This is a genomic window from Nocardia sp. NPDC058058 (genome assembly GCF_042885355.1).
Taxonomy (GTDB): domain Bacteria; phylum Actinomycetota; class Actinomycetes; order Mycobacteriales; family Mycobacteriaceae; genus Nocardia.
Genome location: NZ_JBHVSA010000006.1, coordinates 248908 through 265922, shown reverse-complemented (window position 1 = coordinate 265922; position 17015 = coordinate 248908). Strand labels below are relative to the sequence as shown.

At 66.8% G+C, this 17015-nt stretch carries 14 protein-coding genes; 8 read left to right on the top strand and 6 right to left on the bottom strand.

Going from position 1 to position 17015, the window contains the following annotated elements; all coding sequences use genetic code 11:
* Positions 1-138: 138 nt before the first annotated feature.
* Positions 139-432: a hypothetical protein gene (locus tag ACFVUS_RS42080; RefSeq protein WP_387780576.1), complete on the bottom strand. Its 294-nt coding sequence runs from the start codon at positions 430-432 to the stop codon at positions 139-141.
* Between the two features lie 3 nt (positions 433-435).
* Between ACFVUS_RS42080 and ACFVUS_RS42075 the strand changes: the two genes are divergently transcribed.
* Entirely contained in the window at positions 436-1668 is a 1233-nt protein-coding gene (locus tag ACFVUS_RS42075) for a sensor histidine kinase (RefSeq protein WP_387780573.1), read from the top strand.
* Positions 1665-2300: a response regulator gene (locus ACFVUS_RS42070; protein ID WP_387780570.1), complete on the top strand. Its 636-nt coding sequence runs from the start codon at positions 1665-1667 to the stop codon at positions 2298-2300. The genes ACFVUS_RS42075 and ACFVUS_RS42070 overlap by 4 nt, the downstream gene beginning before the upstream one ends.
* Here ACFVUS_RS42070 and ACFVUS_RS42065 read toward each other — a convergent pair whose 3' ends face one another.
* From ACFVUS_RS42065 to glpK (ACFVUS_RS42050), 4 genes are all read right to left on the bottom strand, one after another.
* Positions 2301-3476: an NAD(P)/FAD-dependent oxidoreductase gene (locus tag ACFVUS_RS42065; protein WP_387780567.1), complete on the bottom strand. Its 1176-nt coding sequence runs from the start codon at positions 3474-3476 to the stop codon at positions 2301-2303. It lies immediately after the preceding gene.
* A gap of 79 nt (positions 3477-3555) precedes the next feature.
* On the bottom strand, positions 3556-4500 hold the full coding sequence (sigJ, locus tag ACFVUS_RS42060; protein ID WP_387780564.1) for an RNA polymerase sigma factor SigJ: 945 nt from the start codon (positions 4498-4500) through the stop codon (positions 3556-3558).
* Between the two features lie 88 nt (positions 4501-4588).
* The gene (gene glpD, locus ACFVUS_RS42055; protein ID WP_387780561.1) at positions 4589-6268 is read right to left on the bottom strand and encodes a glycerol-3-phosphate dehydrogenase; all 1680 of its coding nucleotides are present in this window, start codon (positions 6266-6268) and stop codon (positions 4589-4591) included.
* 65 nt (positions 6269-6333) lie between these two features.
* The gene (gene glpK, locus ACFVUS_RS42050) at positions 6334-7860 is read right to left on the bottom strand and encodes a glycerol kinase GlpK (RefSeq protein ID WP_387780558.1); all 1527 of its coding nucleotides are present in this window, start codon (positions 7858-7860) and stop codon (positions 6334-6336) included.
* 151 nt (positions 7861-8011) lie between these two features.
* Here glpK (ACFVUS_RS42050) and ACFVUS_RS42045 point away from each other — a divergent pair, with 151 nt between their 5' ends.
* The 3 genes from ACFVUS_RS42045 to ACFVUS_RS42035 all read left to right on the top strand — a co-directional run bounded on the left by ACFVUS_RS42045 (position 8012) and on the right by ACFVUS_RS42035 (position 11286).
* Positions 8012-8776 (top strand): IclR family transcriptional regulator, encoded by a 765-nt coding sequence (locus tag ACFVUS_RS42045; RefSeq protein WP_387780555.1) that lies wholly within the window; start codon positions 8012-8014, stop codon positions 8774-8776.
* Between the two features lie 151 nt (positions 8777-8927).
* Positions 8928-10442 carry a glycerol kinase GlpK gene (glpK, locus tag ACFVUS_RS42040; RefSeq protein WP_387780552.1) on the top strand — a complete coding sequence of 505 codons (1515 nt, stop codon included), beginning with the start codon at positions 8928-8930 and terminating at the stop codon, positions 10440-10442.
* Between the two features lie 10 nt (positions 10443-10452).
* Positions 10453-11286 (top strand): DUF72 domain-containing protein, encoded by an 834-nt coding sequence (locus ACFVUS_RS42035; protein ID WP_387780549.1) that lies wholly within the window; start codon positions 10453-10455, stop codon positions 11284-11286.
* Positions 11287-11350: 64 nt separating this feature from the next.
* On the opposite strand, the gene ACFVUS_RS42030 is transcribed toward ACFVUS_RS42035, so the two are convergent.
* Positions 11351-12352, bottom strand: a complete 1002-nt coding sequence (locus tag ACFVUS_RS42030) for an acyl-ACP desaturase (protein WP_387780546.1) — start codon at positions 12350-12352, stop codon at positions 11351-11353.
* Positions 12353-12656: 304 nt separating this feature from the next.
* On the opposite strand from ACFVUS_RS42030, the gene ACFVUS_RS42025 reads away from it, so the two are divergent.
* The 3 genes from ACFVUS_RS42025 (at position 12657) to ACFVUS_RS42015 (ending at position 17010) form a co-directional block, all read left to right on the top strand.
* Positions 12657-13898: a KasA/KasB family beta-ketoacyl-ACP synthase gene (locus tag ACFVUS_RS42025; protein WP_387780543.1), complete on the top strand. Its 1242-nt coding sequence runs from the start codon at positions 12657-12659 to the stop codon at positions 13896-13898.
* A gap of 124 nt (positions 13899-14022) precedes the next feature.
* Positions 14023-15915, top strand: a complete 1893-nt coding sequence (gene fadD32, locus ACFVUS_RS42020; protein WP_387780795.1) for a long-chain-fatty-acid--AMP ligase FadD32 — start codon at positions 14023-14025, stop codon at positions 15913-15915.
* A 204-nt stretch (positions 15916-16119) separates the two neighbouring features.
* Positions 16120-17010, top strand: coding sequence for a DUF5995 family protein (locus ACFVUS_RS42015; protein WP_387780540.1), 891 nt, complete (start codon positions 16120-16122; stop codon positions 17008-17010).
* Positions 17011-17015: the final 5 nt, after the last annotated feature.

Here is a 17015-nt window from a genome sequence, read left to right as displayed (position 1 = left end):
CTACCTTCCAAGCCCCACCCGGCCGACCCCCGTATCAGCCGATCGGTTGACCCGCGCATCCATCCGAACCAGGCACAATGACACTGTTTGCCGGATTTCCGCCCGGCTCCCGATCTGCCCCGAGGAGGTGCGTAATTGTCACGATCCACTCCCGGTGACGGTCACCGCACCCGAGGTCCAGAGTCCGACCGCGCACCTTCGAGCCATGTCGCCAAGCGCTCCGATCCGCCGGTTCAGGGCGTCGGCCGTGACACCGAGCGCCGCGACTCGCCCGGCATGATCGCCGGTGGTGACGCCGAGCGTCACGACGCGTCCGGCGTGATCGCCGGTGGTGTTGTCGAGCGTCACGACTCGTCCGGCGTGATCGGTGGCGGTGATGTCGAGCGTTACGACGCGCCCGGCGCGACTCGTGCAGCTGATGCCGAGCGTCACGACTTGTTCGGTGCGGGTCGGGGTTTCGACGGTGCGGGAGTCGATGCTCGTCGCCTCGGTCTGGTGATGGATGCCGCGTTCTATGTACTGCTGGCCGCCTCGCTGGCCCGCTTCCTGATCCGGCACCATGACACTCCGCGCGCGTCCTGGGTCATCGCGCTCTCGGTGCTGCTGGCCGTGCTCTACGCACTCGACGCCCGATCGGACCGCCACCGCGACCGTCCCGACCATCCGTTACGGCCGTGGCGCACAGTCTGGTTCGGGTCCGTGGTCGCGGTGTGGGCGGTACTGGTGGTGCTGGGGCCGAGCTTCGCCTGGTGCGCGGTGCCGTTGCTGTTCCTCGCGCTGCGCATCCTGCCGCAGCGGGCGGCGCTGGCGCTGTCGGTGCCACTGACCGCGTTGGTGGTGTGCACGCAGATTCGGCTGGCCGGTTGGCTGGATCCGAATCTGCTGCTTGCCCCGCCCGCGGTGGCGGCGATCGTCATCTCCGTCTTCGTGTACATGCGGCGACAGACCGAACGGCAGGCCGCACTCATCGCGGATCTGGTGCGGACCAGGGCGGAGCTGGCCGGGATCGAACGGCGCGAGGGGATGCTGGAGGAGCGGGGGCGGCTGGCCATGGAGATACACGACACCCTGGCGCAGGGGCTCTCGAGTCAGCGAATGCTGTTGCAGGCGGCGGAGCTGGTGTGGGAACAGGATTCGGGACGGGCATGGGAGCATGTGCGCACCGCAGCCGGGATCGCGGATCGCAATCTCGCCGAGGCACGTCGATTCGTGCACGATCTGGCTCCGGCCGAGTTGGCCGAGAACGGTTCGCTCGCGGCGGCTTTGCGCACGCTGGCGGCGCGTGAGACCGGTGCCGGGGAGCCCGCCGCCCCGATGGGCGGGCTGACGGTGAACCTCCAGTTCGACGGGACGCCCGCGGATCTGCCCGCGCGGGTGGAGTCGACACTGCTGCGAATCGCACAGGGGGCGTTGGCGAATGTGCGGGAGCACGCGGGCGCGGCTATCGCCACCATCACGCTGACCTATCTGGATGATCAGGTGGTGCTGGATATCGCCGATGACGGGTGCGGGTTCGATCCGGCGCGGCTCACGTCCGAACCGGAACGCGGGCACGGGCTTCCGGCGATTCGCGCCCGGGTGCGTCAGTTCGGCGGCACGGTGACCATTGAATCCGCGCCGGGGGAGGGCACTGTGCTCTCCGCCGCGATCCCATTGGAGTCGTCATGACGGATTCGGCTGTGCGCCTGGTGATCTGTGATGACCACGCGGTGGTGCGGGCCGGTCTGCTGGCCCTGTTGTCGAGTGCGGCGGGGATCGAGGTTATCGGCGAGGCGGGCAGTGGTCCCGAGGCGGTTGCGCTGGCCGAGCGGCTGCGGCCGGAGGTGGTGCTGATGGATCTGCAACTCGGCGGCGATATGGATGGTGCGGAGGCGACCCGGCGGATTACCGAATTCGCCGCTCCCACACCGCGGGTGCTGGTGCTTACCACCTATGACACCGATGCGGATATCGCCCGTGCCATTGCCGCCGGGGCGACGGGATATCTGTTGAAAGCCGAGAGTCCGGAGGAGCTGTTCGCCGCGATTCACGCTGCGGCACAGGGGAAGACGGCGTTGTCGCCGCCGGTGGCGCATCGTGTCATGGCGCAGATGCGCAATCCGCGTCCCACCTTGACCGCGCGCGAACTGGATATCCTCGCCCAGCTCTCGCGCGGACTCGGCAATCGCGAAATCGCTCGCGCCCTGCACATTTCCGAGGCCACCGTCAAAACCCACCTCGGCCGCATCTACGACAAGCTCGCCGTGGACACGCGCGCGGCCGCGGTCGCGGTGGCGAAGGAGCAGCGCCTGCTGCCTTGATCACGCGGTGACCGAGGTGGTCACCACGATGCGGCGGCGACGGCTCGGCAGCATCATGGTCGGGTGCGCGACGCTCCACGCGGCCGCCGCGCAGATGAGCTGCTTGATGCGCACGCCCGTACGCCCGGTGAAGATCTTGTCCGTGGGCTGATCCTCATCGGTCACCTTCTGCACCAGGGCATCTCGGCGGCCCAGGCTGATGCACTGCGTGTTGTAGCCGATCGGGGCCTCGGGAACTTCCCGGCCGGTCAGGCGCGCGGCGAGGGCGTCCGAGCCCTGCCAGGCCATGGGAGTCGCTGTGGCGCAGCCCATTCGCAGCGTCTTGCCGCCGACCCCCGCGACGTGCGCGGCATCGCCGAAGGCGTACACGTCCGGGTGCGAGACCGAACGCATGGTGCCGTCGACGACGATCCGGCCGCTATCGGAGACCTCGAGGGTGCTGGCGGCCGCGATCGGGTGCACCGCGAATCCCGCGGTCCACACCGTGACCTGTGCCGGAATCACCTCGCCCGCGGCGGTTTCCACGCTGTTCGCGCCGACCCGGGCGATATCGGTGTGCTCGTGCACGGTGACGCCGAGCCGATCCAGGGCGGTGCGCAGGTACCGCCGGGCCTGCTCGCTCAGCCAGTCGCCGACACCACCGCGCGCCGCGATGGCGATATCGAGATCCGGCCGGGCCTCGGCGATCTCGCTGGCGGCCTCGATACCGGTCAGACCGCCACCGGCGATCAGAACGGTTGCGCCCGAAGTCAATTCACTCAGTCGAGCACGCAACGCCAGCGCGGCCCGCTTGCTCGCGACATTGTGGGCGTACTCGGTGACGCCCGGAACGCCGTAGTCGGCGACGGTGCTGCCCAGGGCGTAGACGAGGGTGTCATAGGCCAGGGTCTCCGAGCCGTCCTCGCCGATGACGGCGACCGTCTTGGCCTCGACATCGATGGCATCGACCAGCGCCACCTGCACCCGCACCCCGGTGCCGGCGAACATGCCGCTCAGCGGCCGGTGCTTCAATTCCTGTCCACTCGCGAGCTGGTGCAACCGCACCCGCTCGACGAAATCGGCATCACCGTTGACGAGGGTGATCTCGACGTCAGCGCGGTGCAGCCGCTTGGCGAGGCGTCCGGCGGCGGTGGCTCCGGCGTATCCGGCGCCGAGGACGACGATGCGGTGGTTCATGGTGAGCTCCTTCGTGATTGCGACACCACCTGAACTGGATGGCGGCGCGATCCCTGACAGAACTCGGATGTGATGTGGGTCACCAGCTCCCGGCGAGGGGCTGACGCTGCTCGGTCGCCGCCCATTGCCGGGTGAGGCGCGCCAGCTTGTCGGGGTTGACCTGAATGTTGATCCCCACGACTCCTTCCGGGGTCGCGTCCAGGCTGAAAATGCCGTAGACCCGCCCGTCGACCTCGACCAGCACCGCCGGGCCGCCGTTGATCTCGGCGGCGTAGAACGTCGGTTCGCCGCCGACGAAGGCGACCTTGGCCGGGGTGGACCGGAAGATATCGCGCAGGTAGCGGGCGATGGCGAGCGCGCCATTGACGGGGGTCCGGCGCGCCGGAACCGTGCTGCCGCCGTCGGCGATGCTGACCGCGTCGGCGGTGAGCAGGCGGATGAGCGGTTCGGTATCCCCGCTCAGCACCGCGGCGAGGAACTCCTCGACGACCTTGCGCGCGGCCGCCGAATCCACCTCGACGCGCGATTTCTCCGCTCCGACATGCTGTTTCGCCCGCCGATACAGCTGCTGGCAATTCGATTCGGTGATGTCCAGGATCGCCGCGATCTCGCGATGCGAATGCCCGAACGCCTCGCGCAGCACGTACACCGCGCGCTCATTGGGCGAGAGCCGCTCCATCACGGTGAGCATGGCGATCGACACCGATTCGCGCTGTTCCACGGTGTCGGCCGGGCCGAGCATGGGATCCCCGGCCAGCACCGGCTCCGGAAGCCACTGCCCCACATAGGTTTCCCGCCGCGCCCGCGCCGAGGTGAGCTGGGTCAGGCACAGATTGGTGAGCACCTTGGTCAGCCACGCCTCGGGCACCTCGATCAGTTCCCGGTCCGCCGCGTGCCAGCGCAGATAGGCATCCTGCACCGCGTCCTCGGCATCACCGGCCGACCCGAGCAGCCGATAGGCGATCGCCTCGAGCCGCCCCCGGGAGCGCTCGAACACATCGGCTTCATACGTAGTGACCACCATGCCCCAATCGTCGACCATCAGGATCGACAACGTGGACAGGGGTGCCGCCGTATTCCGGCGGCACCCCTGTCCACTTGTTGCGACGGCGCTAGCTCACCGCGAGCAGTCGCGCGGCGTTGGCGGCCTCGTCGTCATTCGCCTCGTTGGCGGCGAGTTCGGCGTGGACGCGGTCGTAGTACTGGTTGATCTCCGCGTTGGTGCGGTCGGAGTCCCAGCCCAGGTGCGGGGCGATGAGGCGGGCGATTTCCGGGGCCGCCTTCAGGCCGCGGTCCGGCACCTCGATGGAGATGCGGGTGCGGCGGGTCATGATGTCGTCGAGGTGCAGTGCACCCTCGTGGGTGGCGGCGTAGACGGCCTCGGCGGCCAGGTAGTCCTCCGCGCCCGGAATCGGTTCGCGCAGTGCGGGAACCGCGGCGATGAGGTCGAACATGCTCTCGGTGAGCGAACCGTAGCGGCCGAGCAGATGGCGCACGGTCTCGACGGGGAGTTCGGCGCGAGCCGCGACCTCGTCGATATCGCCGAGCATGTCCTGGTAGCCGACCGCACCGAGCAGCGGCAGATCCGCGGTGACCGAGACGGGCGCGTCACTGCCCAGGCGCGCGGCGGCGGCGTCGACCACATCGGCGGCCATCACCCGGTAGGTGGTGTACTTGCCGCCCGCGATGACGAACAGGCCGGGGGCGGGTTCGGCGACCGCGTGCTCACGCGAGAGCTTGGAGGTCTCCTTGTTCGCGCCGGTCATGAGCGGCCGCAGTCCGGCGTAGGTGCCGACGATATCCGCCCGCGTGAGCGGTTCGCGCAGCAGCGAATTGATGTGGTCGAGGATGTACTGCACATCGGCGGCGCTGGCGGTCGGATGGTTCTTGTCCAGCGACCAGTCGGTATCGGTGGTGCCGATGATCCAGTGCTCGGCCCACGGGATCACGAACAGCACGGACTTCTCGGTGCGCATGATCAGACCGGTGTTCATGTTCAGCCGCTCGCGCGGCACCATGATGTGCACGCCCTTGGACATGCGCACGTGGAACGGGAATTCCACGCCGGTCATCTTGATCATGTCATCGGTCCACACGCCGGTCGCACTGATCACGGTGCGCGCCCGAATCGTGTGTTCCAGACCGGTTTCCCGATCCATCACCTTCGCGCCGACGACCTTCTCGCCGTCACGCAGCAGTCCGGTGACCTTGGTCCGGGTGAGCACGGTCGCGCCGTGCTGGGCGGCGGTGCGCGCCAAAGTCATGGTGTGCCGGGCATCGTCGACCTGGGCGTCGTAGTACTTGATCGCCCCGGTCATGGCGTCATCCTTGAGCGCCGGGGCCAATTCCAGTGCGCCCGTGCGGGTCAGATGCCGGTGCATGGGCACCGCGCGTGCTCCGCCGAGGGTGTCGTACAGCGCCACGCCCGCGCCGATGTAGGCGCGCTCCCAGACGCGATGCTGGAGCGGGAACAGGAACGGCACCGGATGAACCAGGTGTGGGGCCAGCTTGTTCAGCAGCAGCCCGCGCTCCTTCAAAGCCTCACGGACCAAAGCGAAATCGAGCTGTTCGAGGTAGCGCAGGCCACCGTGGATGAGTTTGGACGACCGGCTGGAGGTGCCGGCGGCGAAATCGCGCGCCTCCACCAGGGTGACGGACAGTCCGCGCGAGGCGGCGTCCAGGGCCGCTCCCGCGCCGGTCACGCCGCCACCGATCACGAGGACGTCGATCTCGGTGTCGCCGAGCGCATCGATGGCCCGGGTGCGGTAGGCGGGATCCAGTTGTGCGGACACGAAAATCTCCTTGTTATCGGTTCATCGGTGCTTGAACACGGGCAGTCATGGAGCAGTCCTGGCGATCAGTCATCGTCATCGATATCGACCCAGTCGAGCGTTCGTGACACGGCTTTGAGCCAGCGGGCGTACCCGCGCTCGCGCTGCTGCTCGGAAAAGGCAGGCTGCCAGCGTTTGTCCTCGTGCCAGTTGGCGACGAGTTCGTCTGTGTTGTTCCAGAATCCGACGGCCAGTCCGGCCGCGTAGGCCGCGCCGAGCGCGGTGGTCTCGGGCACCATCGGCCGCGAGACCGGCACGCCGAGGAAGTCGGCTTGAATCTGCATGGCGAGTTCGTTGGAGGTGACGCCGCCGTCGACGCGCAGCGTCTCCAGCTTCACCCCGGAGTCGCGCTGCATGGCCTCGACCACATCGCGGGTCTGGTAGCAGATGGATTCCAGTGTGGCCCTGGCCAGGTGGGCGTTATTGCTGTAGCGGGACAGGCCCAGGATCGCGCCGCGCGCGTCCGGCCGCCAGTACGGCGCGAACAGTCCGGAGAACGCGGGCACGAAGTACACGCCGCCGGTATCGCTGACCTGACTGGCCAATCGCTCGATTTGCGATGCGCCGGAGATGATTCCGAGCTGATCGCGCAACCACTGCACGGCCGATCCGGTGACCGCGATCGATCCTTCGAGCGCGTACACCGGCTTCTCGTCGCCGAACTGGTAGGCGACGGTGGTGAGCAGGCCGTGCTTGGAGTGCACAATATCGGTACCGGTATTCAGCATCAGGAAATTCCCTGTGCCGTAGGTGTTTTTGGCCTCACCGGGCCGGAAGCACACCTGCCCGACGGTGGCGGCCTGCTGATCGCCCAGCACACCGGCGATCTTCACCGCGCCCTTGAACGGCCCGTCCGGATTGGTGGTGCCGAAGCTCTCCGGGTTGGAGGAGGGTGCGATGGCGGGCAGCATGGCGCGCGGAATCCCGAACACCGACAGCAATTCCTGGTCCCAGTCCAGGGTTTCGAGATCCATCAGCATGGTGCGTGAGGCATTGGTGGGATCGGTGACGTGCACGCCGTCGCGCACACCGCCGGTGAGATTCCAGATCAACCAGGTGTCGGGGGTGCCGAACAGCGCGTCACCGCGTTCGGCGTCTTCCCTTACGCCCGGGACGTTTTCGAGAATCCACTTCAGTTTGCCGCCGGAGAAGTACGGTGCGGGCGGCAGTCCGGCGCGCTGCCTGATGAGATCGCCGTGCCCGGCCTGCTCGATCTCCTTGATGATGCGGTCGGTGCGGGTGTCCTGCCAGACGATGGCGTTGTAGTAGGGGCGTCCGGTGCGGCGGTTCCACACGATGGTGGTCTCGCGCTGATTGGTGACGCCGACGGCGGTGAGATCCTTCGCCGTGAGTCCGGCCCCGGCCAGGGCGCTCTTGATGACGGTGCGGGTGCGTTCCCAGATCTCGTCCGGATTGTGTTCCACCCAGCCGGCGCGCGGCATGATCTGCTCATGTTCGAGTTGATGGCGGGCAACCACCGCACCGCCGTGATCGAACACCATGAAGCGCGTGGAGGTCGTGCCTTGGTCGATGGCTCCGACGTACTGCGTCATCGCGGTCCCTTTCCGGATACTCGTCGTTGAGTCCGTAATCCCTGGTGAGACCGGTTGCGGCCGGGCCCGAGGACCACGTTACGAAGTGGAGGGTGTCACCGACAGGGTGCGCGTTCGACAATGCCGAACGGTTTGCTGATAGGTTACGAACATGCCCGGCCCGATTCAGTCGATCGAGCGCGCAGCGGCCATGCTGCGCCTGCTCGCACGCGGATCCGGGCGCATGGGAGTCGGGGAGATCGCGGCCGCGCTGGGGCTGGCCAAACCGACCGCGCACGGGATTCTGAAGACCTTGCAGGGTGTGGGCTTCGTCGAGCAGGACGCGGTCACCGGCAAGTATCAGCTCGGATCGGCGCTGGGCGAGCTGGGCGCGGGCTACCTTGACGCCAACGAGCTGCGCTCGCGGGCGATCAACCGGGCCGACGCACTGGCCGCGCGCAGCGGCGAATCGGTGCGCATCGCCGCGCCGGTGCACGGTGCGGTGCGGGTGATCCACCACGTCTTCCGGCCGGACAACACCTCGCAGGCGCTCGAACTCGGTGAAGTGCTGCCGCCGTACGCGACCGCGCTCGGAAAAGTGTTGCTGGCCTACGATTCCGAACTCGCCGCCGTGGTTCGCGACGCCGATCTGCCCGCACTGACACACCGCACCATCACCGACCGGCCCGCCCTGGGGCGCGCCCTGACCGAGGTGCGCCGCACCGGCTGGGCCGGGGAGATCGGCGAATACCGTTCCGGTGAAGCAGGTATCGGCGCACCGATCCGGGCGCGGGGTGGCCTCGTCGTCGGCGCGATGGGCATCACCGGCCCGATCGACCACCTCTGCGACGGCCAGCTTCGCCTCCGCCCCGCGCTCATCACGCAGGTTCGTGATGCGGCACAGGCGGTTTCGCGCGATTTGGGCGGTGCCCAGTGAGGATGGAGACGGCTGTGCGGCGACGTGCCGATGTGGGACGCTCCCGTCATCCCGGCGCGCTTTTGGCCGGGATCCATCGAAACACGTTGGAGTGCAGTCGGTGTGGATCCCGGCCAAAAGCATGCCGGGATGACGAAGGGTGGCCTCGCAGATGACACAGCGCTATGTGCTGGCGATCGATCAGGGCACCACCTCCACCCGCTGCATCCTGTTCGATCAGCGGGCGCGGTTGGCGGGGGTGGCGCAGCGCGAGCATCGGCAGCACTATCCCCGGCCCGGGTGGGTCGAGCAGGACGCGCTGGAGATCTGGAAGACCGTGGAGCGGGTTGTGCCTGCCGCACTGCGGGATTCGGGTATCACGGTGGATCAGGTGGCGGCGCTGGGCATCGCGAATCAGCGCGAGACCACGGTGGTGTGGGATCGGCGCACCGGCACGCCCATCGGCCGAGCCATCGTCTGGCAGGATGTGCGCACCGAGGAACTGGTATCGGAGCTGCGGGAAACTCCTGGCGCGGAACCGATTCGGGAACTGTGCGGACTGCCGCTGGCCACCTATTTCGCCGCGCCCCGGTTGCGCTGGATGCTCGACAACGTATCGGGTCTGCGCGAGCGGGCCGAGCGCGGTGAGGTGCTGTTCGGCACCATGGAGACCTGGCTCATCTGGAATCTCACCGGCGGTGCGGATCACGGCGTGCACGTCACCGATGTGACCAATGCCGGGCGCACGCTGCTGATGAATCTGGCCACCCTGGCCTGGGATGACGAGCTGTTGCGATTCTTCGATATCCCGAAGGCGATGCTGCCGCGCATCGAACCGTCCACCGGTGATTTCGGGGTGGCCCGCCGGGTGATTCCGGGCGTGCGCATCGCCGCCGCGCTCGGCGATCAGCACGCGGCGCTGTTCGGGCAGACCTGTTTCGCGCCGGGAGAGCTCGAATGCACCTATGGCACAGGCGGATTCCTGCTCATGAACACCGGCCGCGAACTGGTGCGCTCGCAGCACGGCCTGCTCACCACCATCGGCTATCAGATCGGCCCGGATCCGGTGTACGCGCTGGAGGGCCCGATCGCGGTGACGGGTTCGCTGGTGCAGTGGCTGCGCGACAATATCGGGCTCATCGCCAGCGCCCCGGAGATCGAAACCCTCGCGGGCACAGTCCAAGACAACGGGGGCTGCTATCTGGTGCCCGCGTTCTCGGGGCTTTACGCCCCGCACTGGCGCAGTGACGCGCGCGGTCTGCTCATCGGTCTCACGTCCTATATCACCAAGGGGCACATAGCCCGAGCCGTGCTGGAGGCCACCGCGTGGCAGACCCGGGATGTGGTCGAGGCCATGAACGCCGATGCCGGACTGCGCGCCGACTCGCTCCGGGTGGCGGGCGGAATGACCTCCGACAACCTCTTGATGCAGATAGTCGCCGATGTTCTCGACATACCGGTCATGCGCCCCATAGTCTCCGAGACCGTCTCGCTCGGCGCGGCCTACGCGGCAGGCCTGGCGGTCGGTTATTGGCCGGATCTCGAAGGCCTGCGCCACAACTGGCGCGTGGCGGCGCAGTGGGTGCCGCGCATGGACCCCGCCCTGCGTGCCGACGAATACGACAACTGGCGGCGAGCGGTCGAGCTTACCTTCGGTTGGCTGCGCCCCAAGAAGCCCTTGACCTAACGTGGCAGATATGCGGTTGTACGTGGGATGCGCGATGTGGACACACCCGGAATGGCAGGAACGCCCACTTCCCCCGGCGGAGCGCCTGCGCACCTACGCCTCCTGGTGCAACGCGGTCGAGGGCAACACCACCTTCTACGCCACCCCCCAGCGCCGTACCGTCGAATCCTGGTCCCGCCAAACCGATCCCGACTTCCGCTTCGTCATGAAGCTACCGCGCACGGTGACCCACGACCGCCGCCTGTCCGGCATCGACAACGATATGAATCTCTTCCTGGACGCCATCGAACCCCTCGGCCGCCGCCTGCATGCCCTGTGGATCCAACTCCCCGCCTCCTTCACCGATTTGAAGGCCCTGTCCAACCTTCTCGAAGGCCTGCCCCCGCACTATCGCGCCGCGGTGGAGGTCCGCCACCCCGCTTTCTTCGAAAACCCGAGAGCCATAGCGCAATTGGAGGCCGTGCTGACGGCCGCCGCTGCCGAATGGATCCCCTTCGACACCACCGTCCTGTTCGCCGCGGGCCCCATCTCCGCCGCCGAACACGAGGCCCAGTCCAAGAAGCCCCGCCTGCTCCGGCGCACCAAGGCCCTCACCGAATTCCCGATGGTGCGCTATCACGGCCGCGATGACACCGCCGCCACCGTCGCGGGCTGGGAACCTTGGGTGGAGCAGACCGTGGCCTGGCTCCGAGAGGGCCGGTCCCCAACGGTTTTCATTCATACCCCGGACAACGCCTCCTCGCGCACGCTGGCGCGCCGCTTCCACGCCGAGGTCGCCACCCACCTCCCGGATCTGGAGCCGCTACCCGATCCCATCCCGACCGATCCCATGACGCTGTTCTGATCCACCGGCTGCAATGAAAAGCGCCGCCGCGGAACGGGTTCCGGGGCGGCGCTGGGTGGTGAGGTCAGCCGACGAGCAGGGCGGCCTGTTTTTCGGCCCGTTCGGCGTCGCGGGCGAGGGAGCGGTCGCGCTGTTCCTCGAACTTGACGACGTCCTTGCGGAGCTTGTCGAGATAGTCGCCGAGCTCATTGCGGAGTTGGTCGCCGTGCGCGCCGAAATCGGTGCGTTCGAAGATGTTCCACTTCTTCAGGACGGGCATGAGGACCTCCTCCAGGTGCTGGCGGAGGTCGTAGATGCCGTGTTTGGCCATGAGGACGCCATTGCGGCGGAAATTGGGCATGCCCGCGCCCGGCATCTCGAAATTGCGGATCATGTGCGTGATGGCTTCCATGGACTGATCGGGGGACAGGTCCAGGGCCGCGCCGCACAGGTTGCGGTAGAAGATCATGTGCAGGTTTTCGTCGGCGGCGATGCGCTGCAGCATCCTGTCCGCTATGGGGTCATTGCAAACTTTGCCGGTATTGCGATGCGAAACGCGGGTCGCTAATTCCTGAAAAGTGACATAGGCGACGGAAGCCATAAATCCGGCAGCGGCCGGAATGGCGTTGCTGCCAATGCGTTTCCGCGCGATCTGGGTGGCGCTGTAGCCATTGGTCATGTGGATCATCCGGGCGTGTTCGAGCGCCTCCGGATCGACGCCGCGGGTCACCACGAGGTAATCGCGCAGTACGATGCCGTGCCGGTTCTCCTCGGCGGTCCAGCGGCCCACCCAGGTGCCCCACGGACCGTCCATGGAGAAGTTCTCCGAGATTTCCCTGTGGTAACTGGGAAGATTGTCCTCGGTGAGAAGATTGGTGATCATCGCGGCCTTGGCGACCTCGCTGAGCTGCGACTCCTCCGGATCCCAATCCTTACCGCCCATTGCTGCAAAGTTGCGACCCGCATCCCACGGCACGTAGTCGTGCGGATGCCAGTCCTTGGCCATGGATAGATGCCTATTCACGTTCGCTTCGGCGATCGGCTCCAGCTCGATGAGCATCTCGAGCTGCGTGAGATTCCTGGCCACCGTCGTGTGCCTCCCTCGAAATGGCAATGCGCTGCGGAATGATGCAGTAGAAAGCGCTTGAGATCTGGCGATCGCCGCCGCGGGGAAGACGCCGCCGGGGAGAGTTCCGGGGATGTCCGCGTGTCGGTCAAAGAGACTGGTCGGCTTCGCCTCGGATAATCTAGCCCAGTTCGCCGGAGATTGGCTTCATCCCCCGCCGAAGTGTCAACCGGCCGGGTGCGTTCGCTAGTTGCTACCAGTCCTTGACAGCCCACGCGGATCGAAATCTGGTTCGCCGGAGCATTGCTACGGAGAGTGAACGATCATGCAGACGCCTAAAAGGAAGTTCCCGAACGTCGTGGTCACCAGCTTGGCGGCCACCACCTCCATTGCCGGTGACGTCGATTCGACCTGGAAGGGCCTACTCAACGGCGAGAGCGGCATCGACGTTCTCGAGGACAGTTTCCTCGACGATTTCGGCCTGCCCGTGCGCATCGGCGGACATCTGAAGGTGTCGCCGACCTCCGTCCTCGAGCGCGACGAATGCCGTCGCACCTCGTACGTCGAGCAGATGGCGCTGGTGCTGGGCCGCGAGGTGTGGCGCAACGCGGGCAGCCCGGAGGTGGACGGCGATCGCCTCGGCGTCGCCATCGGCACCGGTCTGGGCGGTGCGGAAATGCTGATCATCGCGCGCGACAAACTCTCCAGCGGCGGCTACCGCAAGGTCTCGCCGCTGACCGTGCAGACCATCATGCCGAACGGTCCGGCGGCCGTGGTCAGTGTGGAGCTGGGCGCGAGGGCCGGTGTGACAACGCCTGTTTCGGCTTGTTCGTCCGGTTCGGAGGCCATCGCGAACGCCTGGCAGAAAATCGTCATGGGCGATGCCGACATGATGATCACCGGCGGCGTGGAAGGTTCCATCCAGGCGCTGCCCATCGCGGGCTTCTCCATGATGCGCGCCATGAGCACTCGCAATCACGATCCGAAGGCCGCTTCGCGCCCCTTCGACCGCGACCGCGACGGTTTCGTCTTCGGTGAGGCGGGCGCGCTCATGATCATCGAAACCGAGGAGCACGCGCTGGCCCGCGGCGCGAAGATCCACGCCCGAATCATGGGCGCGGGCATCACATCCGACGGTTTCCACCTCGTCGCCCCCGATCCGGAGGGCACCGGAGCCGCCCGCGCCATGAGTCGCGCCATGGAACACGCCGGTATCTCCAAATCCGATGTGTCGCATATCAATGCGCACGCCACCGCCACCCCGATCGGCGATACGGCCGAGGCGAACGCCATCTACCAGGCCGTCGGCAACCACGCAGCTGTCTACGCGCCGAAGTCCGCGCTGGGTCATTCCATCGGTGCCGTGGGTGCGCTGGAATCGGTGCTCACCGTGCTCAGCGTGCGTGACGGAATCATCCCGCCCACCTTGAATTTGGACAATTTGGACCCGGAAATCGACCTTGACGTGGTCGCCGGTTCGGCGCGCACCGGCACCTACGAGTACGCGCTGAACAACTCGTTCGGTTTCGGCGGCCACAACGTAGCCCTGGCCTTCGGCCGGTACTGAGTGACGTGCATCATGGACACCTGCTAGTCTTCCCCAGCCCCAGCTACTTCTCGGGCTTCGGTGTCGATTCTTGTTCGGTGTCACTGCACAGTCATTTCTGTGAGTTGAAAAAGGATAGGGAATGATCGGCGAGACCATTGATGACTATCTGGACGAACGCGGCAATATTCAGATGCCGAGCAACCAGACCATGATCGACCTGGTCGACAAGCACTCTGCGGCGCAAGGGGATGAGCTCGCCTACCGCTATGTCGACTACTCCCGCGAACGCGACGGTGAGTATTTCGAGCTGACCTGGAACGAGTTCGGCGTCCGGTTGCGCGCGGTGGCAGCCCGGCTGCAGCAGGTGACGCAGCCGGGCGATCGAGTCGCCATCCTGGCACCGCAGGGCTTGGACTACATCGTGGCCATGTACGCGGCGGTATACGCGGGATGCATTGCGGTGCCGCTGTTCGACCCGGATGAGCAGGGTCATTCGGATCGGTTGCACGCGGTGCTCGACGACTGTCAGCCCGCGGCCATCCTGACGATCGGCGCTTCCGCACCCGGTGTGCGCGAGATCTTCCGGGATCTGCCCGCGCCGAAACGACCGCGAATCATTGCGGTGGAGGCGATTCCGGACAGCGTCGGCAGCGCCTGGGTGCGCCCGGACATCAATATCGACAGCGTCGCGTACCTGCAGTACACCTCCGGTTCCACCCGCACGCCCGCCGGTGTGGAGATCACGCACCGGGCGGTGGGCACCAACCTGCTGCAGGTGATCAATACCGTTGGTATCACCGAGAAAGCGCGCGGCGTCACCTGGTTACCGCTGTTCCACGATATGGGCCTGTTGACGGTCATCCTGCCGACCATCGGCGGCAAGTTCATCACCATCATGTCGCCCAGTGCCTTCGTGCGCCGCCCCTACCGCTGGATCAAGGAGCTGGCCGCACAGGAGGACGGCGCCGAGATCTTCGCCGCCGCACCGAATTTCGCGTTCGAGCACGCCGCTGCGCGCGGTCTGCCCAAACCGGGCGAGGAACTCGACCTCTCCAATGTGATCGGCCTGATCAACGGCAGCGAACCGGTATCGGTGACGTCGATGAAGAAGTTCAACGACGCCTTCGAGCCGTACGGTCTGCCCAAGACCGCGATCAAGCCCTGCTACGGCATGGCGGAGGCGACGCTGTTCGTCTCGGCGACCAAGCGCGAGGATGAGGCGCGGGTGGTCTATGTGGACCGCACCGAACTCAATGCCGGGCGCATGACCGAGGTCAGCCCGGACGCGGAAAACGCTGTGTCCCAAGTGTCTTGCGGATATGTGGCGCTGTCGCAGTGGGCGGTGATCGTCGATCCGGAGACCGGTGCGGAGAAGCCGGAGGGCGAGGTCGGCGAGATCTGGCTGCACGGCAAGAACATGGGCATCGGCTATTGGGGTCGCCCCGAGGAATCCGAGGCCACCTTCCGCAATCGGCTCAAAGTCCGTCAGCCGCAAGGCAGTCACGCCGAGGGCGCGGATGACGACGCGGATTGGATGCGCACCGGCGACTTCGGTTCGTACCTGGACGGCGAGCTCTACATCACCGGCCGCGTCAAGGATCTGGTGATCGTGGACGGGCGCAATCACTATCCGCAGGATCTGGAGTACTCCGCGCAGGAGTCCAGCACCGCGCTGCGCCCGGGATTCGTTGCGGCATTCTCGGTTTCGGCGAATCAGATGCCGGTCGAGGCGGCCACGCCGAACGGTATGAAGCTCACCCTGGATCCCGGCGACAATGCCGAGCAATTGGTGATAGTGGCCGAACGCGGCACCGGCGCGGCCAAACTCGAACCGGAGCCCATCGCCGAGGCGGTGCGGACCGCCATCGCCAAACGGCACGGTGTCACGGTCCGCGATCTGCTGCTCGTCCCCGCGGGCTCCATCCCGCGCACCTCCAGCGGCAAGATCGCCCGCCGCGCCTGCAAGACCGCGTACGTCGAGGGCACCCTGCGCGGCGGCTACCGCCAGCAGGCCTTCCCCGACGTCACGGAATAGCGCTTCGTCGTCCCGGCGTGCTTGTGGCCGGGATCCACATCCGGGGCATCTCGCCGGCAGTGTGGATCCCGGCCAAAGACGCGCCGGGATGACGGGCAAGCGCGGCCCGCGTGCGGTGCGCGCGGGCCGTTTTCGTGCCAAGGGGGGTTGGCACGGCGGTGCGTGCCGGGCAAGTAGTCAGACCGGTCCGTACACTTCCTGGCCGTGTGGACTTCCGCCCGGATCGGGCTTCTTCTTACGACTACCGCCGTCGCGGTGGCCCTCTCCGGCACGCCGGTGGCCGGTGCGACGGAGGTGGCGCCGGCATTCTGCGGAACGCCGCTCTCCGCCGATGAAATCGGGACAATCGGTCGACTATCGGACACTTCGGACCTGACCGGGGATGCGTTGCAGCGGTTGCAGACCGCCGTACAGCGCAACCACCGGATCACCGAGATCCTCACCGAGCACCGGGATCGCCGGGGACTGTTCGGCATCGGCCTGGACGGGGTGGAACAGGTCGCGGTCATGCCCCTGCAGGAGGATCCCACCGCCTTCCAGGACCGCGATTACGCCCATGCGATCAGCCTCGAGCTACTGAGCCGCTACCTGAACAACCTGCACGCCGAATTCACCGGCGGCGCGGTGGAATCCCATTGGGCGCGTTATTTCGCGCAGGCGGCGCAATGCGAGCTGTCCGGCGCGCGGGTGGCCATGTCCGGCTACAGCGCACATCTCGCGGTGGATCTGTCCTACTCCATCGCCGCGATCGGCACCCGCCCGGAGAACGCCGCAGACTACTTCAAGATCGTCGCCGCCATCGCGGGCGCGGGCGATGTCATCGTGGACCGCACTAAGGCGGTCTACAACGCCGACCTCGGCCCGCTGTGGCGCTTCTACTTCGTCGGCGAGGGCCTGGACCTGTTGGTCGGTAAGGGCGTGGCCACCAAACCCCTGCTGGTCCTGGCCGACCTCGGCGCGAACGTCGTGATCTTCGGAAACGGCCTGGCCCTGGAGGATCCGGCCCTGCACGACGCCACCGCCGGTGAGATCCGCGCCCTCACCGATGCCGCCGACGTCGCCTTCGGGGTCCTGGCCGACATCCACGCCCTCTAGCTCGC